Here is an 18,435-nt window from a genome sequence, read left to right as displayed (position 1 = left end):
GTGCGGGCTGCCCGGCTCCACACCTTCGGCCCACCCGAGGTGCTGAGGACCGAGGAGGTGCCCTGGCCCTTCCCCGAGGGGGACGAGGTGCTGATCCGGGTGCGCGCGTCGAGTGTCAATGGCACCGACCTGCGGCTGCGCGGGGGCGGGCTGGGCCCCCTCGGGAGGCTGCAACTGCCGCTCACGCCGGGCTTCGACGTGGCGGGCGAGGTCGCCGCGTGCGGCCCGGCGGTTACCGCCTTTCGCCCCGGCGAGCGGGTCTACGCCGTCGTCGGCCACGGGGGCGGCGGGGCGGCGGAGTACGTGACGGTCCGGCAGTCCCGGGTGGCCGTCGCCCCCCAGAGCGTGCCGCTGGCCCAGGCGGCGGCGGTGCCCCTCGCCGGGCTCACCGCCTTGCAGGCGCTGCGGGGGGTAGGGAGGCTGCGCGCCGGGGAGCGGGTCCTGGTGTACGGGGCGGCGGGGGGCATCGGCTCCTTCGCGGTGCGTCTCGCGCGGCTCTTCGGCGCCCACGTCACGGGGGTGGCCCGCGCCGCCAAGCTCGACTTCGTGCGGAACCTCGGGGCCCACGAGGCCCTCGCCACCGGGGAGGCCGACCTGGGCGGGCGGAGCGGGCGGTGGGACCTCATCCTCGACACGCCGCCCGCCCTGACCTTCACGCGGGTGGAGGCGGCCCTGACGCCGGGGGGGAGGCTGGTAAGCACCAAGCCCTTTCCCGGTTCCCCCGCCGAGGTGCGTGCCTTCCTGCGCCGCCCCGGGCCCCGCTTCGCCCCGGTGCGGACGGCGGAACGCGGGCTCGACCTCGCCCTGCTCACCCGGCTGATCGACTCCGGCGAGCTGCGGGTGCCCCTCGACCGCACCTTCCTATTGGAGGAGATTCGCGCGGCCCACGCTTACGCCGAGGGACCCGAGGTGCGCGGCAAGGTGGTCGTGACGGTGGATTAAAGCCCGCCTGGGACCGGGCAGTTTACACTCCCGCCATGCCCGCCGACCCTGCCCTCCGCGACCACATCATCCGCGAACTGCACGTTCAGCCCGACATCGACCCCGCCGCCGAGGTCGAGCGCCGGGTGAGCTTTCTGGTGAACTACCTGGGGCAGACTCCGGCCAGGGGCTTCGTGCTGGGGATCAGCGGCGGCCAGGACAGCACCCTGGCGGGGCGGCTGTGTCAACTCGCCGCCGAGCGGGTGCGGGACCAGGGCGGCGACTGCACCTTCATCGCCATGCGGCTGCCGTACGGGGTGCAGGCGGACGAGGTGGACGCCCAGACCGCCCTGGCCTTCATCGGCCCCGACCGGAGCCTCTCCGTGAACATCAAGGGGGCGGCGGACGCGAGCGCGCAGGCGGCCCACGACGCGCTGGGAGAGCCCCTGCGCGACTTCGTGCGGGGGAACATCAAGGCGCGCGAGCGGATGATCGCCCAGTACGCGGTCGCCGGGCAGGAGAACCTTCTTGTCGTGGGCACCGACCACGCCGCCGAGGCGGTGACGGGCTTTTTCACCAAGTACGGCGACGGCGGGGTGGACCTCATGCCCCTGACTGGACTCACGAAGCGGCAGGGGGCGAGGCTCCTCGAACACCTCGGCGCCCCGGAGAGCACCTGGCGCAAGGTGCCCACCGCCGACCTGGAGGACGACCGCCCCGGCCTCCCCGACGAGGTGGCGCTGGGCCTGACCTACCGCCGGATCGACGACTACCTGGAGGGCCGCGACGTGCCGGGCGAGGTGGCCGAGCGGGTAGAAAAGCTGTTCCTGGCGACGCGGCACAAGCGGTTGCTACCCGTCTCGCCCTTCGACGAGGTGCCCGGGAACGCGGGGCTGCCGCGCCCGCCCAGGTAGCGGGGGCTCAGGACGGCCCTTCCCTCCCGGGGGTGACGCTGCCCCCCTCGTTGAACTCCGCCTCCGCCGCCTGCTTGATGGGGTTTTTCTGGGTAAGGGGCGTTTCGACACTCGCCCCCGGAACCGCCCGGTCCCCGGTGCTGGGTCCCGGCAGGAAGCGGTTACTCAGGGCGAGCAGGTCGGCGGTGAGTTGGGGAGCGAGGGCCTGGGCGTAACGCATCAGCAGGGCGGGGCCGCCGATCATCGCCTCGGCGTCGCCGCGCACGAGGGCGTTCACGATACGGCGGGCGGCGACAGTGGTGTCCAGGGACAGGACGGGCAGGTTGTCGAGGGTGGCGAAGAGGGTGTATTCCTTCTTCACCTGGCCCTTGACGAGGGCGTGGCGGGGGCTTCCGGTTTGCATCAGCCAGGGGTGAACGGTGGTCACCCCCACACCCTCGCGGGCGAGTTCGGCGCGCAGGGCCTGCCCGAGCCCGGTGACGGCGAATTTGCTGAAGGAGTACGGGGCGAGGTGCGGCACAGCCACCTTTCCGCCGATGGACGACACGATGAGCACCCGCCCCCGCGAGGCGCGCAGCAGGGGCAGGGCGGCCCGCGTGAGGCGCAGGGGCGCGAAGGCGTTGATCTCCATGATCTCGCGGAAGTCCTCTTCCGTCATGTTCTCCAGCGGGCCCACCTGAATCAACCCCGCCACGTTCGCCAGCACGTCGAGGCCGCCGTACACCCGGGCGGTCTCCTCGACGGCGCGCTCGATGTCGGCCGCCACCGTCAGGTCACCCGTCACGGTGTGGACGGTGGCGCCCCGGTCCCGCAGATCGGCGGCGGCGCGCCCCAGCTCGGCGGCGCTGCGGGCCATCAGGACCACCCGGGCGCCGTGCGCCGTGAACTCGCGGGCAAGCGCCAGCCCCAGACCGCGCGACCCGCCGGAAATCAGCACGCGCTTGCCGCTGAGGTTGTAGGGCGTCGCCAGCGCCCGGCGGGCGGCGAGCAGCCCCAGCCCGGCGGCGAGCAGCAGACGTTTGGGAGGTCGCAGGGGGGAACGTCGGCTCATGTCCCTGAGTCTGCCGTTCCCGGGGCGACCGTCCCCTTAGAGTGAAGGCATGACCAACGCCGAGCCTGCCCCCGAGTCCACCCAGGGCCGCACTCTCTTCGAGCGCATCATCGCCCGCGAGATTCCCAGCGACGTGGTGTACGAGGACGACCATTACATCGCTATCCGCGACATCGCCCCCAAGGCGCCCATCCACCTCCTCGTGATTCCCAAGAAGGTCACGGCCCGGGTGGACGAAATCACCGGTCCCGCCGAGATGGGCGAGTTGTGGCTCACGGCGGTCAAGGTCGCCCGCCAGCACGCGCCCGACTACCGCCTCGTCGTGAACTGCGGGCCCGGCGGCGGGCAGGTTGTTTTCCACACCCACGTCCACATCCTCGCCGGGTGGGAAAGCGGGCCGGAGGGCGACGTTCTGTGAGCGGTGGGAAGTTCGATGCGGTTCTATTCGACCTCGACGGCGTGCTGGTGGACAGCGAGGCGCTGGCGAACGCGGTCTGGACCCAGGCGCTGGCCGAACACGGGCTGCGGCTCGACCCGGAGGCCCTTCTGGCGCGGGCGGTGGGCGGCACCCACGAGGCGCTGTTCGACTGGCTGCGCGCCGAGCACGGCTGGGAGCGTCCGGGCACCTTCATCCCGCTCCTGGACGAGCGCCTCGCCGCCGCCTTCCAGACCACCCCCGCCATCGAGGGTGCGGCGGATACCCTGCGGGCGCTGGGGGCGTCGGGCCTCCCCTTCGCGGTGGCGAGCAACAGCCAGCGGGGCCGCCTGCACCTCAAGCTCGCGGCGGCGGGCCTGGCCGAGCTGGTGGGCGAGCACGCCTACGATCCGGCGCACGTCGGCGGGCGCGGCAAACCCCTCCCCGACCTGTACCTGCACGCGGCGTCGGCCCTGGGTGTTGATCCCACCCGCTGCCTCGTCGTCGAGGACAGCGTGACGGGCCTGCGGGCGGGCGTGGCGGCGGGGGCGACCGTGTGGGGCCTGCTCGCGGGCGGACACGCGCACCCCGACGGGGCGAGGGCGCTGCTGGACGCGGGCGCCGCGCGGGTGCTGTTCACCCACGCCGAGTTGCGGGAGGCGCTGGGCCTGACGACACCCCCCTGAACCGAGGGGAAGCAGCCCTTCCCCTTGACTTCAAACTCTATATATGTAGAAATAAGACATGGCCCGCTCCCCCAACTCCAGCCCGCACACGCGTGCCGTCCTTGCCGCCCTGCTCTCCGCGCACCCCGGCCCCAGCTACGGCTACGACCTGAGCCGGGCGACGGGGCTGAAAAGCGGGACGCTCTACCCGATCCTCCAGCGGCTGCACGCGCAGGGCTATCTGGAGGCGGAGTGGGAGGACTCGCCGCATTCGGGCAAACCGCCCCGGCACGTCTACACGCTGACCCAGGAGGGACTGAGGCTGGCGCGGGAGAAATCGGAGCGGGCACCAGCCGCACCCCGGAAAGGAGCCCTGCTATGAGGCCCGAGGACTGGAGGAAGGGGATGGAGAACGAGGCGGCGAGCGTGGAGGATGCGGGGTGGGCGTCGGATATCCGGCGGACCCTGCGCCGGGCCAGAGTAACCTCCCTGCTCTCGCAGGGCCTCCTCTCCCTGACCGCCGCACTGGCCCTGGCCGCCTGCTGGCTGGCCGTGCTGGTCCTGATCTCCCGGGCGGCCTGGCACATCGACACCAACCCGCTGGGCACCTGGAGTCTGGTGAATCCGGTTCGCTTCGACCTGCTGTTCCTGGGCCTCCTGACTGGCACCGGACTCGCGCTGGGGTGGTTGCGTGTGAGGCTCTGGCTGGGGACAGTCATCCTGACGCTCACTCCGCTCTGGATTTGGGTGCTGAGTGTTCTCGTGCGTTCGGAGGGGGTCTGGCATGAACCCGACGGTACGTTGACGAACAGCCCCAGCTACGACTTCGCGACCTACGCCTTCACCACCGGTAGCCTGATCTTCTCGCTGGGGTGTCTCGTGGTGGGGCTGCTCAGCATCACGGCAGGGACCCGTCTCCGCCACCGTAAAATAACCCCATGACGGACGCCGCCCCCCAGGCCATGAGCGAGGCCGAGTACCTGCGTTCCGAGCGCGAGAGTCCCTACAAGCGGGAGTACGTGGGGGGCTTTGTGTACCCGCTGCACGCCCAGGCGGGGGCGAGCGGGGAGCACGGTTTGATCAGCACCCGCATCATCGGTCACCTCTTCCCAGACGCCGACCGACTGGGCTGCCGCCTCTACCAGTCCGATATGAAGCTCTATATCCACGCCACGGCGAGCTACTTCTACCCCGACGTGATGCTGGTATGCGGCCAGGAGAAGCCTGATCGTTACTTCGAAACGTCCCCCTGCCTGCTGGTCGAAGTCCTCTCGGGCAGCACGGCGCACAACGACCGCCGCCACAAGCACGCCGTCTACACGGCCATTCCCACCCTCCAGACCTACCTCATCGTGTCGCAGGACGAGCGGTACGTCGTGGAGTACCAGCGCGGTGAGGAAGGTTGGCCCATGCGCGAGCACCGGGGGGAGGGGCGGGTGGACGTGCCCTGCCTGGGCCGCTCGCTGAGCCTGGACGAGATGTACCGGGGCGTGCTGTAAATTGCACGGATGGTCGCGCCCGTGCACTTCAGGCACGGCCGCCGTGCTTGTAGACGCTCCACAGAAGGTAGGTCTTGATGCCGGTCATCCTGGTACTGATGTTCCTGGCCTGCGTGGTTGCGGCGTTCTACGGAGCGCTCAAAATTTGGGGGGCGACGATGGGCTCGGGGGAGGATGGTTTCTGGTGGTTTATCCTCATTCCCGTCGCCCTCCTCTTAGGGCTGCTATGCCTCATCGCGGCCATCGTCATGCTCAGGCGCGCGTCAAGGGGCGAATGAGGCGGAGGAAACAAGAGCTAAAGGAGCCGTCGTGCTGAGGATTTAGGATTGCACGGGAATAAGCCTGCCCCATTTTGTAATCCAGACTGAACCTCTCACAGCAGCCTCCCTCGGCCCGCCGAAGGGGGGGCACACTCTTGCGGCACCAGATCGTCCGGTGGGCTGCGGCCCGACGCCGTTGTCTGTCATCCTGGGGCCACACGTTCACGCCCCGTGCTGGTCCAGGCACTCGTCCCGGAAGCGCCCGCTCAGCGGTTCGGTATATGCGTTCTAGCTGGGTCTTCCTGAGTCGGTAAGGTGCCGCTCAATGCCATGCTGATGTGCGGAGGCGTTCAGGGCGCGACTGGTAAATCCCCGGTTTCCTCACACCACCGGCAGTTCGATCATCCCGCCCGGGAGTTCGCCCTCGACCCGGCCCTCCATGTGCGCGGTCACGGCCAGTCCAGTCGGGGTCTGCGCCAGTCCCCCCTCCGCCGTCTCCCGCAGTTCGGCGGGCATCAGGCGGCCCACCGAGGCCATCGCCATGACCACCTCGTCGGGCGGGATGAAGGATTCGAGCTGCGCCAGCGCCAGTTGCGCCGCGCTGACGGCGTGGACGGCGAAAAAGGCGTTGCGGCTGACACAGGGAACCTCGACGTAGCCGCCCACGGGGTCGCACACGAGGCCGATGGTGTTCATCAGGGCGAGGGACGCGGCGTGGACGCAGGCGCGGGGGCTGCCGCCGAGGAGTTCGGTGACGGCGGCGGCGGCCATCGCGGCGCTCGACCCGATCTCGGCCTGACAGCCGCCTGCCGCGCCCGAGATGAACATGCGCTTGCTGATCGCCTTCCCCACCCCCGCCGCCAGGATCAGCGGGTCCACCAGCCGCTCGTCGGGAAGGCCGAGGTGGTCGGCCACGCCGAGGAGCGCCCCCGGGATGGTGCCCGCGCTTCCCGCCGTGGGCGCGGCGACGATGCGGCCCATGCGGGCGTTCTCCTCGTTCACGGCCATCGCGTAGGCCTGCACCCGCTTGAGAAGGGACGCCCCCAGCACGTCGGGCGCGTCCCACAGCCCCTTCGCGTTCCAGCCCACCATCCCCGTGATGCTCTTCGCGTCGGTTTTGAGGCCGCGTTCAATGGAGGCGCGCATCTCGCCGATGCGGCGGGCCATCTCGGCGCAGACGGCCCCCGGGTCCAGCCCGGTCTCCGCACAGTCCTGGGCCAGCACCCAGGCGGAGGCGGGGGCGGGGGCGTTCATCAGGTCTTCGAGGGTGGTCATGGGTGGGGCTCCTGGCGGCTTGGGGAGGAGGTCGAGGAGTCTGGAAGTCGAGGGGCCGAGGAAGGGGACGGAGTTTCGGGTTCTTGACGCCTGGACCCCTCGACTCCCCGACCGCTCGCGCCTCAGCCGTCCATCAACTTGGGCAGCGGCCGGACCCAGTTCATGTCGGGCCAGCGGTTCAGGAAGGCGAGGGCTTCCGGGCTCAGCGGCGCGTCGAGTTCGATGGCGAGGAGGGCCTGCCCGCCCCGCGCCTCCCGGGTACAGGTCAGGGTGGCGATGTTCACCCCGTCGGCGGCGACCGTGCTGGCGATGCGGGCGATCATGCCCACGGCGTCGGCGTAGCGCAGGAGCAGGGTGGGGCTCGCACCGCTGAGATTCACCCCCAGCCCCTGCACCTCGGTCACGCGGATCACCCCGCCGCCCGTGGAGCTGCCCTGCACCGTCACTGCCTGCTCTGCACCGTGCAGGTCGATGTGCGCGGTGTTGGGGTGAACGTCGCCCAGGTCCACGTCACGGAACTCGACGGTCAATCCCGCCGCCTCGGCCTCCAGCGAGGCGCGGGGCAGCCGGGGGTCGTCGGGCCGGTAACCCAGCAGCCCCGCCACCAGCGCGAGGTGGGTGCCGTGGCCGCGCCCCGTCTTGGCGAAACTCGCGTGCAGGCCGATCACCGCGCGGTGGGGTGGTTCGCCGAGCAGGTGGTGGGCCACCAGGCCCAGGCGGCACGCGCCCGCCGTGTGGCTGCTGCTCGGCCCGATCATCACGGGGCCGATCATGTCAAGCAGGGACATGCCCCCAGTATAGGGAGGCGTCTAGGCAAATGTCCGGGGCGGAGGGACGGGGGCGCCGGGCCGGTTATGCTCGGCCATGTCCCCCGAATCCCGGCTCCGCGACCTTGGGCTGATCCTGCCGCCGCCGGTGCGGCTCCCGCCGGGGGTGGTGCTGCCCTTTGCGATGGTGCGGGTGGTGGGCGACCGGGCGCTGATCTCGGGGCACGGGCCGCAGGGCCCAGAGGGCTCCCTCGCCCCGCCCTTCGGCAAGGTCGGCGCCGAGGTGAGCCCGGCGCAGGCGCAGGAGGCCGCGCGGCGGGTGGCCCTCTCCGTGCTGGGAAGCCTGAGGCGCGAACTGGGCGACCTCGGCCGGGTGGCGGCGTGGGTGCGGGTGTTCGGGATGGTAAACGCGGCGCCCGGCTTCACCGAGTTGCCCGCAGTGATCAACGGCTTCTCCGACCTGATCTTGGAGGTCTTCGGCCCGGAAGTCGGCGCGCACGCCCGCTCGGCGGTGGGGATGGCCGAGTTGCCCTGGAGCATCCCGGTGGAGGTGGAGGCCGAGGTGTGGCTGCGGCCCACGTAAGCACGCCTGATGTGCAATAGGGAAGACACCGACTGGGCTGTAAGTTGTTCTCCCCCTTGCGGGGGACTGGCACAGCTCCGCAGGAGAGGGCCGGGGAGGGGGGTGACGAGCGCAGCTCGTCCTTGTGTGGAACGTTAAAAAGCGCCTTCCGCCCAATTTCTCATCCCGCATCAAGCGTTGAGCGGGGGACAGGGGCTCAGTTTCCTCCCACCGCCGCCCGCAGCGCCCGTCCGCTCGGCCCGGCCTGCCCCAGCGCGGCGCGGGCGAGGGGCAGGCGCACCGGGTTCGGCGCCTGGGCGAACAATCTCAGCATTGTTCGGGCGAGGGCCCCGGCCCCCGTGCGCGGCGCGAGGAAGGCGTGCCACTCGGGCGCGGGCAGGCGGAAGAAGGCGGCGAAGAAGGCGGGCAACGCGTCTCCCGGCAGGGCGAGCAGGGCGTCCACCCCGAGGAGGGCGACCTCGCGGGCGGCGCGGCGCCCCTGGGGCCAGAGGGCATGCCACCCAGCCTGAACCGAGCAGACGGGACCTCGCCTGTCCAACGCCGATGCGACTGCCCGCGCGACAACGGGAGCGTCGGCCAGCGCCCCTGCCACCTGGAAGCCGCTCACCGGGTGGACGAGCCCCGCCGCCGCCCCGAAGGCGAGGACGGGACCGGGCGCGGGCGCGGCGGTGTTCATAGGAAAGGACACCCACTCGGTGCTCTCGATCTCCCAGGGCGGCGTTCCCTGCGCGGCGAGGCGGGCATGGAGGCGGCGTTCGAGCAACTCGCGCGTCAATCCCGGACGGGCGATCAGGCTCGTCTCCTCGGCGAGGTAGAGGTCGCCGCCGAGGTGCATGGTGTAGAGGAAGGTGGGCGCGGCGCGCACCCCGCCAGGCGGGAGATGGCCCGCGCGGTAGTCCATCCAGGAGACCCCACCGGAAGGACCGGGAGGGCGGTCGAAGTGGGCGACGATCCCGAACGCGGTCTGGAGGGCCACGCCGACCGGGTGGGTGGGCCCGTTCAACCCGCCGAGGTGCCCCCCCGCGTCCACCACCAGCCGGGCCCGCCACCGCTCGCCGCCCGCGCCCCGGACCTCCCACTCCTTCCCCGCCCGCTCGGCGTGCGCCACCGTCCCGACCGTCCAGGCCAGGCCCGACCCCGCCCGCGCGAGCAGCGTCTCCAGCAGGCGGGCGTTGTCGAACAGGGCGTAGGGGCGCAGCAGCGGCGTGGGCTCCTCATCCGTGTAGGCCCGCACGTCCGTCCACACCTGGGCGAGGGCGGGGCGGACGGGACCGGGAACCTCGTCCAGCCACGCGCCGTAGGTGGCGGGAAAGGGACGCGGCGGGTGGGGGGCGACGAGCCGCACGCCCAGACCGCACGCGGCGAGTTCGGCGGCGAGACCCAGCCCGGCCGGGCCGCCGCCGATCACCAGCGCGTCCGTGAGGTCCGTGTGCGGGGCCATCCGGGCAGATTAACGCGACCGGGGGAACCGCGAGTGTGGGGATTCCCGCCGGGAATGAGCCTGACCGCCGGGTAAGTCCCGTGTCAAGCCACCCTCAAGTCCGACTGTGCCCGTCACGCCCGAGTCCGTCCACCTCAGCCGCTAGCCTGCCCCCATGACTCGCCGCTCCGCCCGCGCCCTCTCCCGGCGCCGGACCTTCGCCCTCGCCACGCTCGCCGTGACCCTCACCGCGTCCCTGACCGCCTGTTCGAGGGTGGACGTGCAGCAGACCCTCAACCGCGCCGTGAACCTCGCCGGGCTGACCGTCGCCACCGACCAGCGGTACGGGCCCAACGCGCGCAACACCCTCGACGTGTACGCCCCCAGGAACGCGCGGAACGCGCCCGTCGTGCTCTTCATCCACGGCGGCTCGTGGCAGAACGGCGACAAGTCCGGGCACCGCTTCGTGGGCGAGAGCCTGGCGCGGGCCGGGTACGTGACCGGCGTGATGAATTACCGCCTCGCGCCGCAAAACCGCTACCCCGCCTTCGTGCAGGACGCCGCCTCGGCCCTTCGGTGGCTGCGCGACAACGCCAAGACCTTCGGGGGCAACCCGGATGTTCTCTTCGTGACCGGGCATTCGGCGGGGGCCTTCAACGCGGTCGAGGCGGTGGACAACGAGCGCTGGCTGCGCGAGGCGGGCGTGCCCATCCGCGCCGTGCGGGGCGTGATCGGCATCGCAGGGCCGTACTCCTACGACTTCCGGCAGTTCCAGAGCCGGGTAGCCTTTCCCGAGAACAGCACCCCCGATCAGGTGATGCCCGACCGCCACGTCCGCCGGGACGCCCCGCCGCACCTCCTGCTCGTCGCGGCGAACGACCGGACCGTCTACCCCCAGAACGCGCTGAACCTGGAAGCGGCGCTCAAGGCCGCCGGGGTGCCGGTCACCCGCACGGTGCTCCCAGGCCTCAACCACATCACCATCGCCGCCGCCATCGCCCGGCCGCTGACGTTCCTGGGGGGGACGAGGCAGGCGATGATCGAGTTCATCGAAAGACACAAGTAAGGTGGGTTCGCCTAGAAGTTGAAAGGTACGTGAATTACGCAAGCGCCCGGTGGCCCTCCTGCTTCTTAACGTGGGCGTGATCTGCGGGTTGCTTTGGTTGTTGAGCCTGAGCGATATCGCCAAGATACGGGGGGAGGTAGGAACTCCCTCCAACGTCGTTCCTGTCATCAACATGCGGCTTTTGAACTGGCCCTGCCGTGGAAGGAGCAGCGCCTACCTCGTCGACCACCGTGGGGGAACCGCGTAGTTCTGTACCCGTTGGTGAGTGGTACGGCGCCGAAGCCCCTGACCGCAACGCTTCAGGTCGAGACAGCCGCCGCCTGGGGCACCAACTGCCGCCAGCTCTGCACGTTCCCCACCTGCACCGTCACGAAGCGTTCCAGTGCCTGCCACAGCGCAGGCCGCTCGTCCCCCGGCACCGGAGCTTCCATGCTCACCCGGACGCTCCGCCGCACCACGTTCCGCAGGAAGTCGAGGCTGGCCTGCGGGTAGGCGGGCAGGCTGGCGCACGCCCAACACAGGAGTTGCCCGCCCAGGGGATCGGGGTGCTCGGGGTGCGGGGCACCACAACGGGCGCAGCGGGCCGTCTGCTGTACGAAGCCCGCCAACCCCAATAGCTTGTAGCTCATCACCAGGGCCACCCACTCGGGGTCGGGCTGATGCGAGATGCCGCGCAGCGCCCCCGCGAACAGCTCGAAGGCCTGCTCTGAAAATTCGCCCTCCTGAAATAGGGCGTCGGCGAGTTCGGCCATCAGGTGCGCGAAGGCGTACCGCCCGGGCTCGGCGAGGCGGGGCAGGGCGCCCTCCAGCACCGCCTGCTGCACGGTCGCCAGGTCGGCCTGCGGCGTCTGGTACACCTGCACGCCGACGTGGTGGAAGAGGTTCAGGCGGCTCGCCAGCGGACCCCGCACCCCGCCCCGGGCGATGGCCTTGACCTTCCCCTGGGGGGTGAGCAGCGTGACGATGATGTCCCCGGCGGGCGTCACGCGCCGACGGATCACGATGCCGCTGCGGTTGGTGCTGCGTGACCTCACAGGGACAGTCTAGCCAAGAAGCCGGGTGACGTTCTGTTTATGGCGAACCTTCTCCCGGACCCCGGACTGGGACACCCAGGGCCCGCTCTACCGCTTCCCTGGCCCGAGATGGCGGCGGGAGACTGCACGGCGGAACTCAACGACCACGGAAAGAGCCGAACCACCTCCTGCTCGTAAGCACCATCACGCACACCTTCCAGTCGCACCGAACCGGAAGGCTCCAGGGTCGCTCGCCAGGGATAGCCCCAGCCTGACGAGAGCTGAGCCGCCGCACCCCGACGAACAAAGAGCTGGCAGGTCCCATACCCGTACACCCGGCGTCCCAGGTGCGCGACCCGCCGCTGAACACAAGCCACTGCCCCCGGCGCATCTTTGGCCCGGAACTGCCCACGCAGCGCCGTATCGTTCCGCCGGGAGAAGAGCGGAGCGGCTGGTGAGCAGCCGACCGCCCGGAGCAGGCCACCGCAGAGAATGAGGCGTCGCACGGCACAGAGGATGCAGAGCATCATAGGGCCGCCGGGGGAAAGTTCCCCCTCCGCAAAAGGTGGACGGGACGTGCTCCTGTCTTCGCCCCCCTGCGTCAGGTCCTCCACGTTCGGGCCTGCACCTGCCCTTTAAACTGCCTTCCATGAGTGACACCCCACCGAAGAGGCACAGCGCCCGCGACGTGCTGCGGGAACTCTTCCCGCAGTCGTACCGCGAACTGTTCGGCGAGGAGCCGCAATCGGGTGCCCCCACCCTGGGACTCTACCCGGTCGCGGACGGCCGCCTCGCCCTCGTGCACGGCGAACAGCTCGCCGAGTTCACCCCCCTGGAGCCCAAGGGCCGCAACGTCCTGCACTGCGACCTGTGCCACTACACCCGCTCGCGCAGCGAAGCCTCCCTCTACCGGGTGGTCGTCGCCGCCCGCCGCACCCGCTACGTCACCCTCTGCCTGGGCACCGAGGGCTGCCAGAAACGCGCCGGACGCCGGGGTCTGGAGAAGCTAGCCGACCGCATCTTCCCCATCGAACCCGTGTACGCGGACTGAGGGGTGGGCCCAGGGCGACCCGGCGCCCCGCCCGAGCGTGAGGTGTGGCGCGAGTGCCCGCGCTGCCGCCATCCCATGACGCGCTGGGCCTCGCTTGCGCGTCACCCCGAGCGTCCCTGGCTGATCTGGGACCCGGACCGCTGGTTGCTGCCCGTGCCGTGGGAGGGCGTGGCACTGCTGGTCGCCCTCGGCATGGTGGCGCCGGGCGTGGTGTGGCTGCTGTTGGGCGGCAGACGGTCGTCTTCCATCGTGATCGCCGCCGGGTTCGTCTGGGCACTGGTTTCCGCCCGGCTCACCTTCTTGTGGCGCAGGCACCTGCGTCGACAACGGGCCAGGCAGGCGCGCAGTAACGACTGGGTCTGCGCCGCCTGCCTATACACCGAGGCGAGCACCTGACCCTCCCATGACAATCGGCTGAAGGAACGGGGAAGAGACCCCGGCCCGCCTCCCCCTACCCTGTCCCCGTGGAGACCTTCTGGGCGGAGTTGCGGCTGATGCAGGGCCTGATCGCCGCCTTCGTGTTGAGCGGGTTGATCGGCTGGGAGCGCGAGCGGCGCAACATCAGCGTGGGACTGCGCACCCATATCCTCGTCGGGGTGAGCGCGGCCCTCTTCGTCGTGCTCGCCGACACCCTGATCTACCGCTTCGCCGACGACGCCCCGCAGGTCCGCTTCGATCTGGTGGGCGTCCTCGGGGCGGTGGTCAGCGGCGTGAGCTTTCTCGGCGCGGGCGCGATCTTCTCCGACCGGCGCGGTGAGGGCACCAAGGGTCTGACCACGGCGGCGGGCCTCCTCGCCACGGCGGGCGTCGGGGTGGCGTGCGGATTGCACCTCTACGTGCTGGCGACCGGGGCGACCCTGCTCTTCCTCTTCACCCTGGGCTGGCTGGGCCCCCTCTTGGGCGAGAGGGTCAGGGCCCGTCAGGACGCGGAGGACAGGTAGGGCACCTCTCCGCACTGCCCCTGGATTTCTAGCGGATATTGTATACAATATACATAATGACCTCCTTTGAGCGACCCACCCTGGTACGAGACGGCGTGTACGGCCACCTGCGCCGGGCCGTGCTCGACGGCGAGATCGCGCCGGGGGAGCGGCTGGGAGAGGTGGAGCTGGGTGAGCGGCTGGGGGTGAGCCGCACGCCGATCCGCGAGGCGCTGGCGCGGCTGACGCAGGACGGCCTGCTGGTCGCGGAGGCGAACAAGGGGGTGCGCGTCCGCACGGTGAGCGCGCGGGAGGCGCGGGACACCTACGTGGTGCGCGAGGAACTCGACGGGCTGGCCGCCGCTCTCGCCGCGCAGGCGCACACGCCCGCCGATGCCGTCTCGCTGCGAGCGGCGCTGGAGGCCCTGAACGCGGCGCGGGGGGCCGACTACCGCGAGCAGACGCGGCTCGACCTCGCCTTTCACCAGGCGGTGACGCTCGCCGCGCACAACGCCGCCCTGGCCGACCTGGCGCGGGGGCTCTCGGTGCGGGTGACCCTGATCAAGCACCAGACGCGGACGTACAACGCGCACCCCGAGACCGGGGAGCAGCACGCCGCGATCCTGAAGGCGATTCTCGCCCGCGACGCGCCCGCCGCCCGGGAGGCCGCCCGGCACCACGTCCGCACCTTCGCCGCCCTCGTGCTGCACCAACTCGGAGACCACCCATGATCGACCAGCTCTACCGCAAGGCCGTCCTCACCGTCTCGGGCCAGAAGCCGATTGAAACCCTCGTCCGCTCGCGCGGGTGGGGGGTCGCCCAGCGTTTCGTGGCGGGCGAGGACGCGCAGTCGGCCCTCCGCGCCGTCAAGGAACTGGAGAAGGACGGCATCCTCGGCAACCTCGACCTCCTCGGCGAGTTCGTCACGTCCCCGGACACGGCGAACGAGTTCGCGGGCAGGGTCCTGAGCCTCCTCGACGACGCGCACGCTGCCAGACTAAAACCCTACGTCAGCGTCAAGCTCTCCAGCGTCGGGCAGGGGATGACGGTGGAGGGCGAGGACCTGGGCCTGGCGAACGCCCGGCGCATCGTCGCCAGGGCGAAAGGTTACGGCGGCTTCGTGTGCCTGGACATGGAGGACCACCCCCGGGTGGACCAGACCCTCGCCCAGTTCCGCACGCTCGTGGGCGAGTTTGGGAACGCGCACGTCGGCACGGTGCTCCAGAGCTACCTCTACCGCACCGAGGGCGACTGGGCGAGCCTTCAGGATTTGGAGCCCAACCTCCGCATCGTGAAGGGCGCGTACCTCGAACCGGAGACGGTGGCGATGCCGGACAAGGCGGACGTGGACGCGGCGTACCGGCGGCTGGTGTACGCGCAGATGAAGGCCGGAAGCTACGTCAACGTCGCCACCCACGACGAGGGGCTGATTGCGGACGTGGAGCATTTCGCGCTCGCGCACGGCATCTCGCGGGACGCCTTCGAGTTCCAGATGCTGTACGGGGTGCGGCGGGACCTCCAGAAGGACCTCGCCGCCCGGGGCTACCGGGTGCGGGCGTACATCCCCTACGGGCGCGACTGGTACCCCTACTTCTCGCGCCGCATTGCCGAGCGGCCCGCCAACGTGATGTTCGTGCTGCGCGGAATGTTCAAAGGCTAAGGGTAGGCTGGGGGTATGGACCTGATCGGGGTGACGGGTGTGCCGGGCAACGTGGGCACGCCGCTGGTGGCAGAACTGCTCGCGCGGGGGGCCCGGGTGCGGGTCCTGGCCCGCCGCCCCGATCACGCCCGCCGGGTGCTGGAAGACGTGCTCGGCGAGGGGGCGCCGGGGGGGCTGGAGTTCGGCCGTCTGGAGTTCGGCAACCGCCGCACGTACGTGGCGGCCTTCCGGGGGGTGCGGCGCCTCTTCGTGACCCGGCCCCCGCAACTGTCCCAGGTGGGGCGCGACATGGTGCCCGCCCTCGACGTGGCGCTGGGGGCGGGCGTGGAGCACATGGCCCTGCTCTCCCTCCAGGGGGCCGAGCGGCTACGCTTCGTGCCGCACGCGCAGCTTGAGCGGTACCTGGAGGAGAGCGGAGCCGGGTACACCTTCCTGCGCCCCTCCTTCTTCATGCAGAACCTGACGACCACCCACCTGCCCGAGTTGCGGCGGGGCGAAATCTACGTCCCCGCCGGGGGGGGCCGCACGAGCTTCGTGGACGTGCGCGACGTGGCGGAGGCGGGAGCCGTGGTGCTCACTGAGGACGGGCACGCGGGCCGCGCCTACGAGTTGACCGGCTCCGAGGCGCTGACCTACGGGGAGGTGGCGGCGCGGTTCACGGCGGCGACCGGGCGCGAGATTCGCTACGCCGACCCCAGCCCGCTCGCCTTCTTCCGCCACATGCGGGCGCGCGGGGTCGCCACCGGCCAGATCGTCGTGATGGAGGCGATCTACGCGACCGCCCGGCTGGGGATCGCGGGGCGGGTCACGCCGGACCTCGCCCGGTTGCTGGGCCGGGCCCCGCGCACCGTGGACGACTTCGCCCGGGACAACGCCGCCCTCATTCGCGGGGAGGGGGCGTGACGTTCCCCGACCCCGGCCACGTCAACGGCTTCTACCTGCGGCAGTTCTTCGGCATGACCGAATGGGCGGCGGGCGGGCACGATCACCCGCTGGAGTACGTGGACCCCCGCACCCCCGAGGGGCTGGACACCATCGCGGCTCTGCTGACCCCCCACCTCGACGCCCTCGGCGAGGCGCAGGAGGCCGCCCTGGCTCGCACCTGGGCCTACGCCCTAGCCGAGTTCGACGACCGCGACCTCGCGTGGTTCCTGCTCGGGAGCCTCCCCTTCGCGCCTCCCCACCCCCGCGCCTTTCTCGCCGAACTCGCCGGGCGCCTCTTCCCGGCGGGCCTTCCCGCCCATGACCCCTACGCGAGGCGGCTCGACCGCCCCGAGGACTCGCTCTTCGACCTCGTGCCGCCGCCCGAACCCCGCACCTGACCCCCGCAAAGGACACCACCCATGCTCAAAATTCAGGACTACCGCCCCCAGCCCTTCACCGACTTCACCCGCCCCGAGAATGTCGAGGCGTACCAGGCCGCGCTGAACAAGGTCCGTGCCGAACTCCTCGGCAAGCACTACCCCCTCGTGATCGACGGCGAGCGGGTGGACACCCCAGGGAGGTTGACCTCCACCAACCCCTGCGACACCTGCGAGGTGGTGGGGACGACGGCGAAGGCCACGGTCGAGGACGCCGAACGTGCTCTGCAAGGCGCCTGGAAGGCCTTCGAGACGTGGAAGCGGTGGGAGCCCGACGCCCGCGCCCGCATCCTGCTCAAGGCCGCCGCGATCCTGGGGCGCCGCCGCCTGGAAGCCTGCGCCCTGATGAGCCTGGAGGTCGGCAAGAACTACGCCGAGGCCGACGTGGAGGTTGCGGAGGCCATCGACTTCCTGGAGTACTATGCCCGCTCTGCCATGAAGTACGCGGGTTTCGGCGCCGCCGAGACGACGTGGTACGAGGGCGAGGAGAACGGGATGCTGTACCTGCCGCTGGGCGTCGGGGTCTCGATCTCCCCGTGGAACTTCCCCTGCGCGATCTTCGCGGGGATGCTCGCCGCGCCCATCGTGGCGGGGAACTGCGTGATCGCCAAGCCCGCCGAGGACTCGGGGATGATCGCGGGCTTCGTGGTGGACATCCTGATGGAAGCCGGGCTCCCCGCCGGGGTCCTCCAATTCCTCCCCGGCGTGGGCGAGGAGGTCGGCGAGTACCTCGTCACGCACGCGAGGACGCGCTTCATCACCTTCACGGGCTCGCGCGGGGTGGGCCTGCACATCAACGAGGTCGCGGCGAAGGTCCAGCCGGGCCAGAGGTGGATCAAGAAGGTGATCCTCGAACTCGGCGGCAAGGACGCGATGATCGTGGACGAGACCGCCGACCTCGACGTGGCGGTGACGGCAGCGGTCCAGGGCGCCTTCGGCTTCAACGGCCAGAAGTGCTCGGCGATGAGCCGCCTGATCGTGGTGGACGAGGTGTACGACCGGGTGGTGAATGCTTTTGTGGAGCGGGCGGGGGCGCTGAAGGTCGGCACGGGTGAGGAGAACGCCCAGGTCACTGCCGTGGTGAACGACGAGGCCTTCGACAAGATCGGCAAGTACCTGGAGATCGGCAAGGGCGAGGCCCAGCTTCTCCTCGGCGGGGAGGCGCCCGGCCAGAACGGTGGAAAGCGGGGCTATTACGTCCAGCCGACTATTTTCGGGGACGTGTCGCCGCAGGCCCGCATTGCCCAGGAGGAAATCTTCGGGCCGGTCGTGAGCATCCTGCGCGCCCGTGACTGGGAGCACGCGCTGGAGATCGCCAACTCCACCCAGTACGGCCTGACGGGCGGTGTGTGCAGCAATGACCGCGAGCGGCTGGAGCAGGCGCGGCAGGAGTTCGAAGTCGGCAACCTGTACTTCAACCGCAAGATCACCGGGGCCATCGTGGGTGTGCAACCTTTTGGCGGCTACAACATGAGCGGCACCGACTCCAAGGCGGGCGGGCCGGACTACCTGGCGAACTTCCTTCAGCTCAAGGCCGTCACCGAACGCTGGTAAGGCGGGCCGGGCGGGAGATGCGGGCACACGAAGGAAACGC

At 70.6% G+C, this 18,435-nt stretch carries 23 protein-coding genes; 18 read left to right on the top strand and 5 right to left on the bottom strand.

Going from position 1 to position 18,435, the window contains the following annotated elements:
- Positions 1-942, top strand: a complete 942-nt coding sequence (locus tag DAETH_RS03895) for an NADP-dependent oxidoreductase (protein ID WP_264776614.1) — start codon at positions 1-3, stop codon at positions 940-942.
- A gap of 35 nt (positions 943-977) precedes the next feature.
- Positions 978-1,835, top strand: coding sequence for an ammonia-dependent NAD(+) synthetase (gene nadE / locus DAETH_RS03890; protein WP_264776613.1), 858 nt, complete (start codon positions 978-980; stop codon positions 1,833-1,835).
- Positions 1,836-1,842: 7 nt separating this feature from the next.
- Here nadE and DAETH_RS03885 read toward each other — a convergent pair whose 3' ends face one another.
- Positions 1,843-2,868 carry an SDR family NAD(P)-dependent oxidoreductase gene (locus DAETH_RS03885; protein ID WP_264777388.1) on the bottom strand — a complete coding sequence of 342 codons (1,026 nt, stop codon included), beginning with the start codon at positions 2,866-2,868 and terminating at the stop codon, positions 1,843-1,845.
- 67 nt (positions 2,869-2,935) lie between these two features.
- Here DAETH_RS03885 and DAETH_RS03880 point away from each other — a divergent pair, with 67 nt between their 5' ends.
- The 6 genes from DAETH_RS03880 to DAETH_RS03855 all read left to right on the top strand — a co-directional run bounded on the left by DAETH_RS03880 (position 2,936) and on the right by DAETH_RS03855 (position 5,743).
- Positions 2,936-3,304: a histidine triad nucleotide-binding protein gene (locus tag DAETH_RS03880; protein WP_264776612.1), complete on the top strand. Its 369-nt coding sequence runs from the start codon at positions 2,936-2,938 to the stop codon at positions 3,302-3,304.
- Entirely contained in the window at positions 3,301-3,987 is a 687-nt protein-coding gene (locus DAETH_RS03875) for an HAD family hydrolase (protein ID WP_264776611.1), read from the top strand. The genes DAETH_RS03880 and DAETH_RS03875 overlap by 4 nt, the downstream gene beginning before the upstream one ends.
- A 58-nt stretch (positions 3,988-4,045) precedes the next feature.
- The gene (locus DAETH_RS03870) at positions 4,046-4,348 is read left to right on the top strand and encodes a PadR family transcriptional regulator (RefSeq protein WP_264776610.1); all 303 of its coding nucleotides are present in this window, start codon (positions 4,046-4,048) and stop codon (positions 4,346-4,348) included.
- Positions 4,345-4,908: a hypothetical protein gene (locus DAETH_RS03865; protein ID WP_264776609.1), complete on the top strand. Its 564-nt coding sequence runs from the start codon at positions 4,345-4,347 to the stop codon at positions 4,906-4,908. The genes DAETH_RS03870 and DAETH_RS03865 overlap by 4 nt, the downstream gene beginning before the upstream one ends.
- Entirely contained in the window at positions 4,905-5,465 is a 561-nt protein-coding gene (locus tag DAETH_RS03860; protein ID WP_264776608.1) for a Uma2 family endonuclease, read from the top strand. The genes DAETH_RS03865 and DAETH_RS03860 overlap by 4 nt, the downstream gene beginning before the upstream one ends.
- Positions 5,466-5,542: 77 nt before the next feature.
- Positions 5,543-5,743: a hypothetical protein gene (locus DAETH_RS03855; protein ID WP_264776607.1), complete on the top strand. Its 201-nt coding sequence runs from the start codon at positions 5,543-5,545 to the stop codon at positions 5,741-5,743.
- A gap of 363 nt (positions 5,744-6,106) precedes the next feature.
- On the opposite strand, the gene DAETH_RS03850 is transcribed toward DAETH_RS03855, so the two are convergent.
- Both DAETH_RS03850 and sdaAB read right to left on the bottom strand, forming a co-directional pair.
- On the bottom strand, positions 6,107-7,000 hold the full coding sequence (locus tag DAETH_RS03850) for an L-serine ammonia-lyase, iron-sulfur-dependent, subunit beta (protein WP_264776606.1): 894 nt from the start codon (positions 6,998-7,000) through the stop codon (positions 6,107-6,109).
- 122 nt (positions 7,001-7,122) lie between these two features.
- A complete protein-coding gene (sdaAB, locus tag DAETH_RS03845) occupies positions 7,123-7,788 on the bottom strand; it encodes an L-serine ammonia-lyase, iron-sulfur-dependent subunit beta (protein ID WP_264776605.1) in 666 nt (221 codons plus the stop codon).
- Positions 7,789-7,864: 76 nt separating this feature from the next.
- Here sdaAB and DAETH_RS03840 point away from each other — a divergent pair, with 76 nt between their 5' ends.
- Positions 7,865-8,350 (top strand): RidA family protein, encoded by a 486-nt coding sequence (locus DAETH_RS03840; protein WP_264776604.1) that lies wholly within the window; start codon positions 7,865-7,867, stop codon positions 8,348-8,350.
- A 196-nt stretch (positions 8,351-8,546) separates the two neighbouring features.
- Here DAETH_RS03840 and DAETH_RS03835 read toward each other — a convergent pair whose 3' ends face one another.
- Positions 8,547-9,791 (bottom strand): lycopene cyclase family protein, encoded by a 1,245-nt coding sequence (locus DAETH_RS03835; protein ID WP_264776603.1) that lies wholly within the window; start codon positions 9,789-9,791, stop codon positions 8,547-8,549.
- A 154-nt stretch (positions 9,792-9,945) separates the two neighbouring features.
- Here DAETH_RS03835 and DAETH_RS03830 point away from each other — a divergent pair, with 154 nt between their 5' ends.
- Complete coding sequence (locus DAETH_RS03830; RefSeq protein WP_264776602.1) at positions 9,946-10,836, top strand: alpha/beta hydrolase; 891 nt, start codon at positions 9,946-9,948, stop codon at positions 10,834-10,836.
- Positions 10,837-11,135: 299 nt separating this feature from the next.
- Here DAETH_RS03830 and recO read toward each other — a convergent pair whose 3' ends face one another.
- The gene (gene recO / locus DAETH_RS03825; protein WP_264776601.1) at positions 11,136-11,870 is read right to left on the bottom strand and encodes a DNA repair protein RecO; all 735 of its coding nucleotides are present in this window, start codon (positions 11,868-11,870) and stop codon (positions 11,136-11,138) included.
- A gap of 628 nt (positions 11,871-12,498) precedes the next feature.
- On the opposite strand from recO, the gene DAETH_RS03820 reads away from it, so the two are divergent.
- The 8 genes from DAETH_RS03820 (at position 12,499) to pruA (ending at position 18,395) form a co-directional block, all read left to right on the top strand.
- Positions 12,499-12,900 carry a hypothetical protein gene (locus tag DAETH_RS03820; protein ID WP_264776600.1) on the top strand — a complete coding sequence of 134 codons (402 nt, stop codon included), beginning with the start codon at positions 12,499-12,501 and terminating at the stop codon, positions 12,898-12,900.
- A 3-nt stretch (positions 12,901-12,903) separates the two neighbouring features.
- Positions 12,904-13,296 carry a hypothetical protein gene (locus DAETH_RS03815; RefSeq protein WP_264776599.1) on the top strand — a complete coding sequence of 131 codons (393 nt, stop codon included), beginning with the start codon at positions 12,904-12,906 and terminating at the stop codon, positions 13,294-13,296.
- A 68-nt stretch (positions 13,297-13,364) separates the two neighbouring features.
- Positions 13,365-13,841, top strand: coding sequence for an MgtC/SapB family protein (locus DAETH_RS03810; RefSeq protein WP_264776598.1), 477 nt, complete (start codon positions 13,365-13,367; stop codon positions 13,839-13,841).
- Positions 13,842-13,897: 56 nt separating this feature from the next.
- Complete coding sequence (locus DAETH_RS03805; RefSeq protein WP_264776597.1) at positions 13,898-14,551, top strand: GntR family transcriptional regulator; 654 nt, start codon at positions 13,898-13,900, stop codon at positions 14,549-14,551.
- Positions 14,548-15,480 carry a proline dehydrogenase gene (locus DAETH_RS03800; protein ID WP_264776596.1) on the top strand — a complete coding sequence of 311 codons (933 nt, stop codon included), beginning with the start codon at positions 14,548-14,550 and terminating at the stop codon, positions 15,478-15,480. Before DAETH_RS03805 ends, DAETH_RS03800 begins: the two co-directional genes overlap by 4 nt.
- A 15-nt stretch (positions 15,481-15,495) precedes the next feature.
- Positions 15,496-16,383 (top strand): SDR family oxidoreductase, encoded by an 888-nt coding sequence (locus DAETH_RS03795; RefSeq protein WP_264776595.1) that lies wholly within the window; start codon positions 15,496-15,498, stop codon positions 16,381-16,383.
- Entirely contained in the window at positions 16,380-16,802 is a 423-nt protein-coding gene (locus DAETH_RS03790; RefSeq protein ID WP_264776594.1) for a hypothetical protein, read from the top strand. The genes DAETH_RS03795 and DAETH_RS03790 overlap by 4 nt, the downstream gene beginning before the upstream one ends.
- A gap of 21 nt (positions 16,803-16,823) precedes the next feature.
- On the top strand, positions 16,824-18,395 hold the full coding sequence (pruA, locus tag DAETH_RS03785) for an L-glutamate gamma-semialdehyde dehydrogenase (RefSeq protein WP_264776593.1): 1,572 nt from the start codon (positions 16,824-16,826) through the stop codon (positions 18,393-18,395).
- The last annotated feature ends 40 nt before the right edge of the window (positions 18,396-18,435 follow it).

The organism is Deinococcus aetherius (assembly GCF_025997855.1).
GTDB classification, from domain to species: domain Bacteria; phylum Deinococcota; class Deinococci; order Deinococcales; family Deinococcaceae; genus Deinococcus; species Deinococcus aetherius.
The sequence above is the reverse complement of the archived record's forward strand: the minus strand, read 5'-3'. Positions and strand labels throughout refer to the sequence as shown.

Excerpts from the sequence above, each read along its gene's own strand:
- nadE (WP_264776613.1), top strand. The coding sequence starts at position 978 with ATGCCCGCCGACCCTGCCCTCCGCGACCACATCATCCGCGAACTGCAC.
- DAETH_RS03880 (WP_264776612.1), top strand. The coding sequence starts at position 2,936 with ATGACCAACGCCGAGCCTGCCCCCGAGTCCACCCAGGGCCGCACTCTC.
- DAETH_RS03870 (WP_264776610.1), top strand. The coding sequence starts at position 4,046 with ATGGCCCGCTCCCCCAACTCCAGCCCGCACACGCGTGCCGTCCTTGCC.
- DAETH_RS03865 (WP_264776609.1), top strand. The coding sequence starts at position 4,345 with ATGAGGCCCGAGGACTGGAGGAAGGGGATGGAGAACGAGGCGGCGAGC.
- DAETH_RS03860 (WP_264776608.1), top strand. The coding sequence starts at position 4,905 with ATGACGGACGCCGCCCCCCAGGCCATGAGCGAGGCCGAGTACCTGCGT.
- DAETH_RS03855 (WP_264776607.1), top strand. The coding sequence starts at position 5,543 with ATGCCGGTCATCCTGGTACTGATGTTCCTGGCCTGCGTGGTTGCGGCG.
- DAETH_RS03850 (WP_264776606.1), bottom strand. The coding sequence starts at position 7,000 with ATGACCACCCTCGAAGACCTGATGAACGCCCCCGCCCCCGCCTCCGCC.
- sdaAB (WP_264776605.1), bottom strand. The coding sequence starts at position 7,788 with ATGTCCCTGCTTGACATGATCGGCCCCGTGATGATCGGGCCGAGCAGC.
- DAETH_RS03840 (WP_264776604.1), top strand. The coding sequence starts at position 7,865 with ATGTCCCCCGAATCCCGGCTCCGCGACCTTGGGCTGATCCTGCCGCCG.
- DAETH_RS03835 (WP_264776603.1), bottom strand. The coding sequence starts at position 9,791 with ATGGCCCCGCACACGGACCTCACGGACGCGCTGGTGATCGGCGGCGGC.
- DAETH_RS03830 (WP_264776602.1), top strand. The coding sequence starts at position 9,946 with ATGACTCGCCGCTCCGCCCGCGCCCTCTCCCGGCGCCGGACCTTCGCC.
- DAETH_RS03820 (WP_264776600.1), top strand. The coding sequence starts at position 12,499 with ATGAGTGACACCCCACCGAAGAGGCACAGCGCCCGCGACGTGCTGCGG.
- DAETH_RS03805 (WP_264776597.1), top strand. The coding sequence starts at position 13,898 with ATGACCTCCTTTGAGCGACCCACCCTGGTACGAGACGGCGTGTACGGC.
- DAETH_RS03800 (WP_264776596.1), top strand. The coding sequence starts at position 14,548 with ATGATCGACCAGCTCTACCGCAAGGCCGTCCTCACCGTCTCGGGCCAG.
- DAETH_RS03795 (WP_264776595.1), top strand. The coding sequence starts at position 15,496 with ATGGACCTGATCGGGGTGACGGGTGTGCCGGGCAACGTGGGCACGCCG.
- pruA (WP_264776593.1), top strand. The coding sequence starts at position 16,824 with ATGCTCAAAATTCAGGACTACCGCCCCCAGCCCTTCACCGACTTCACC.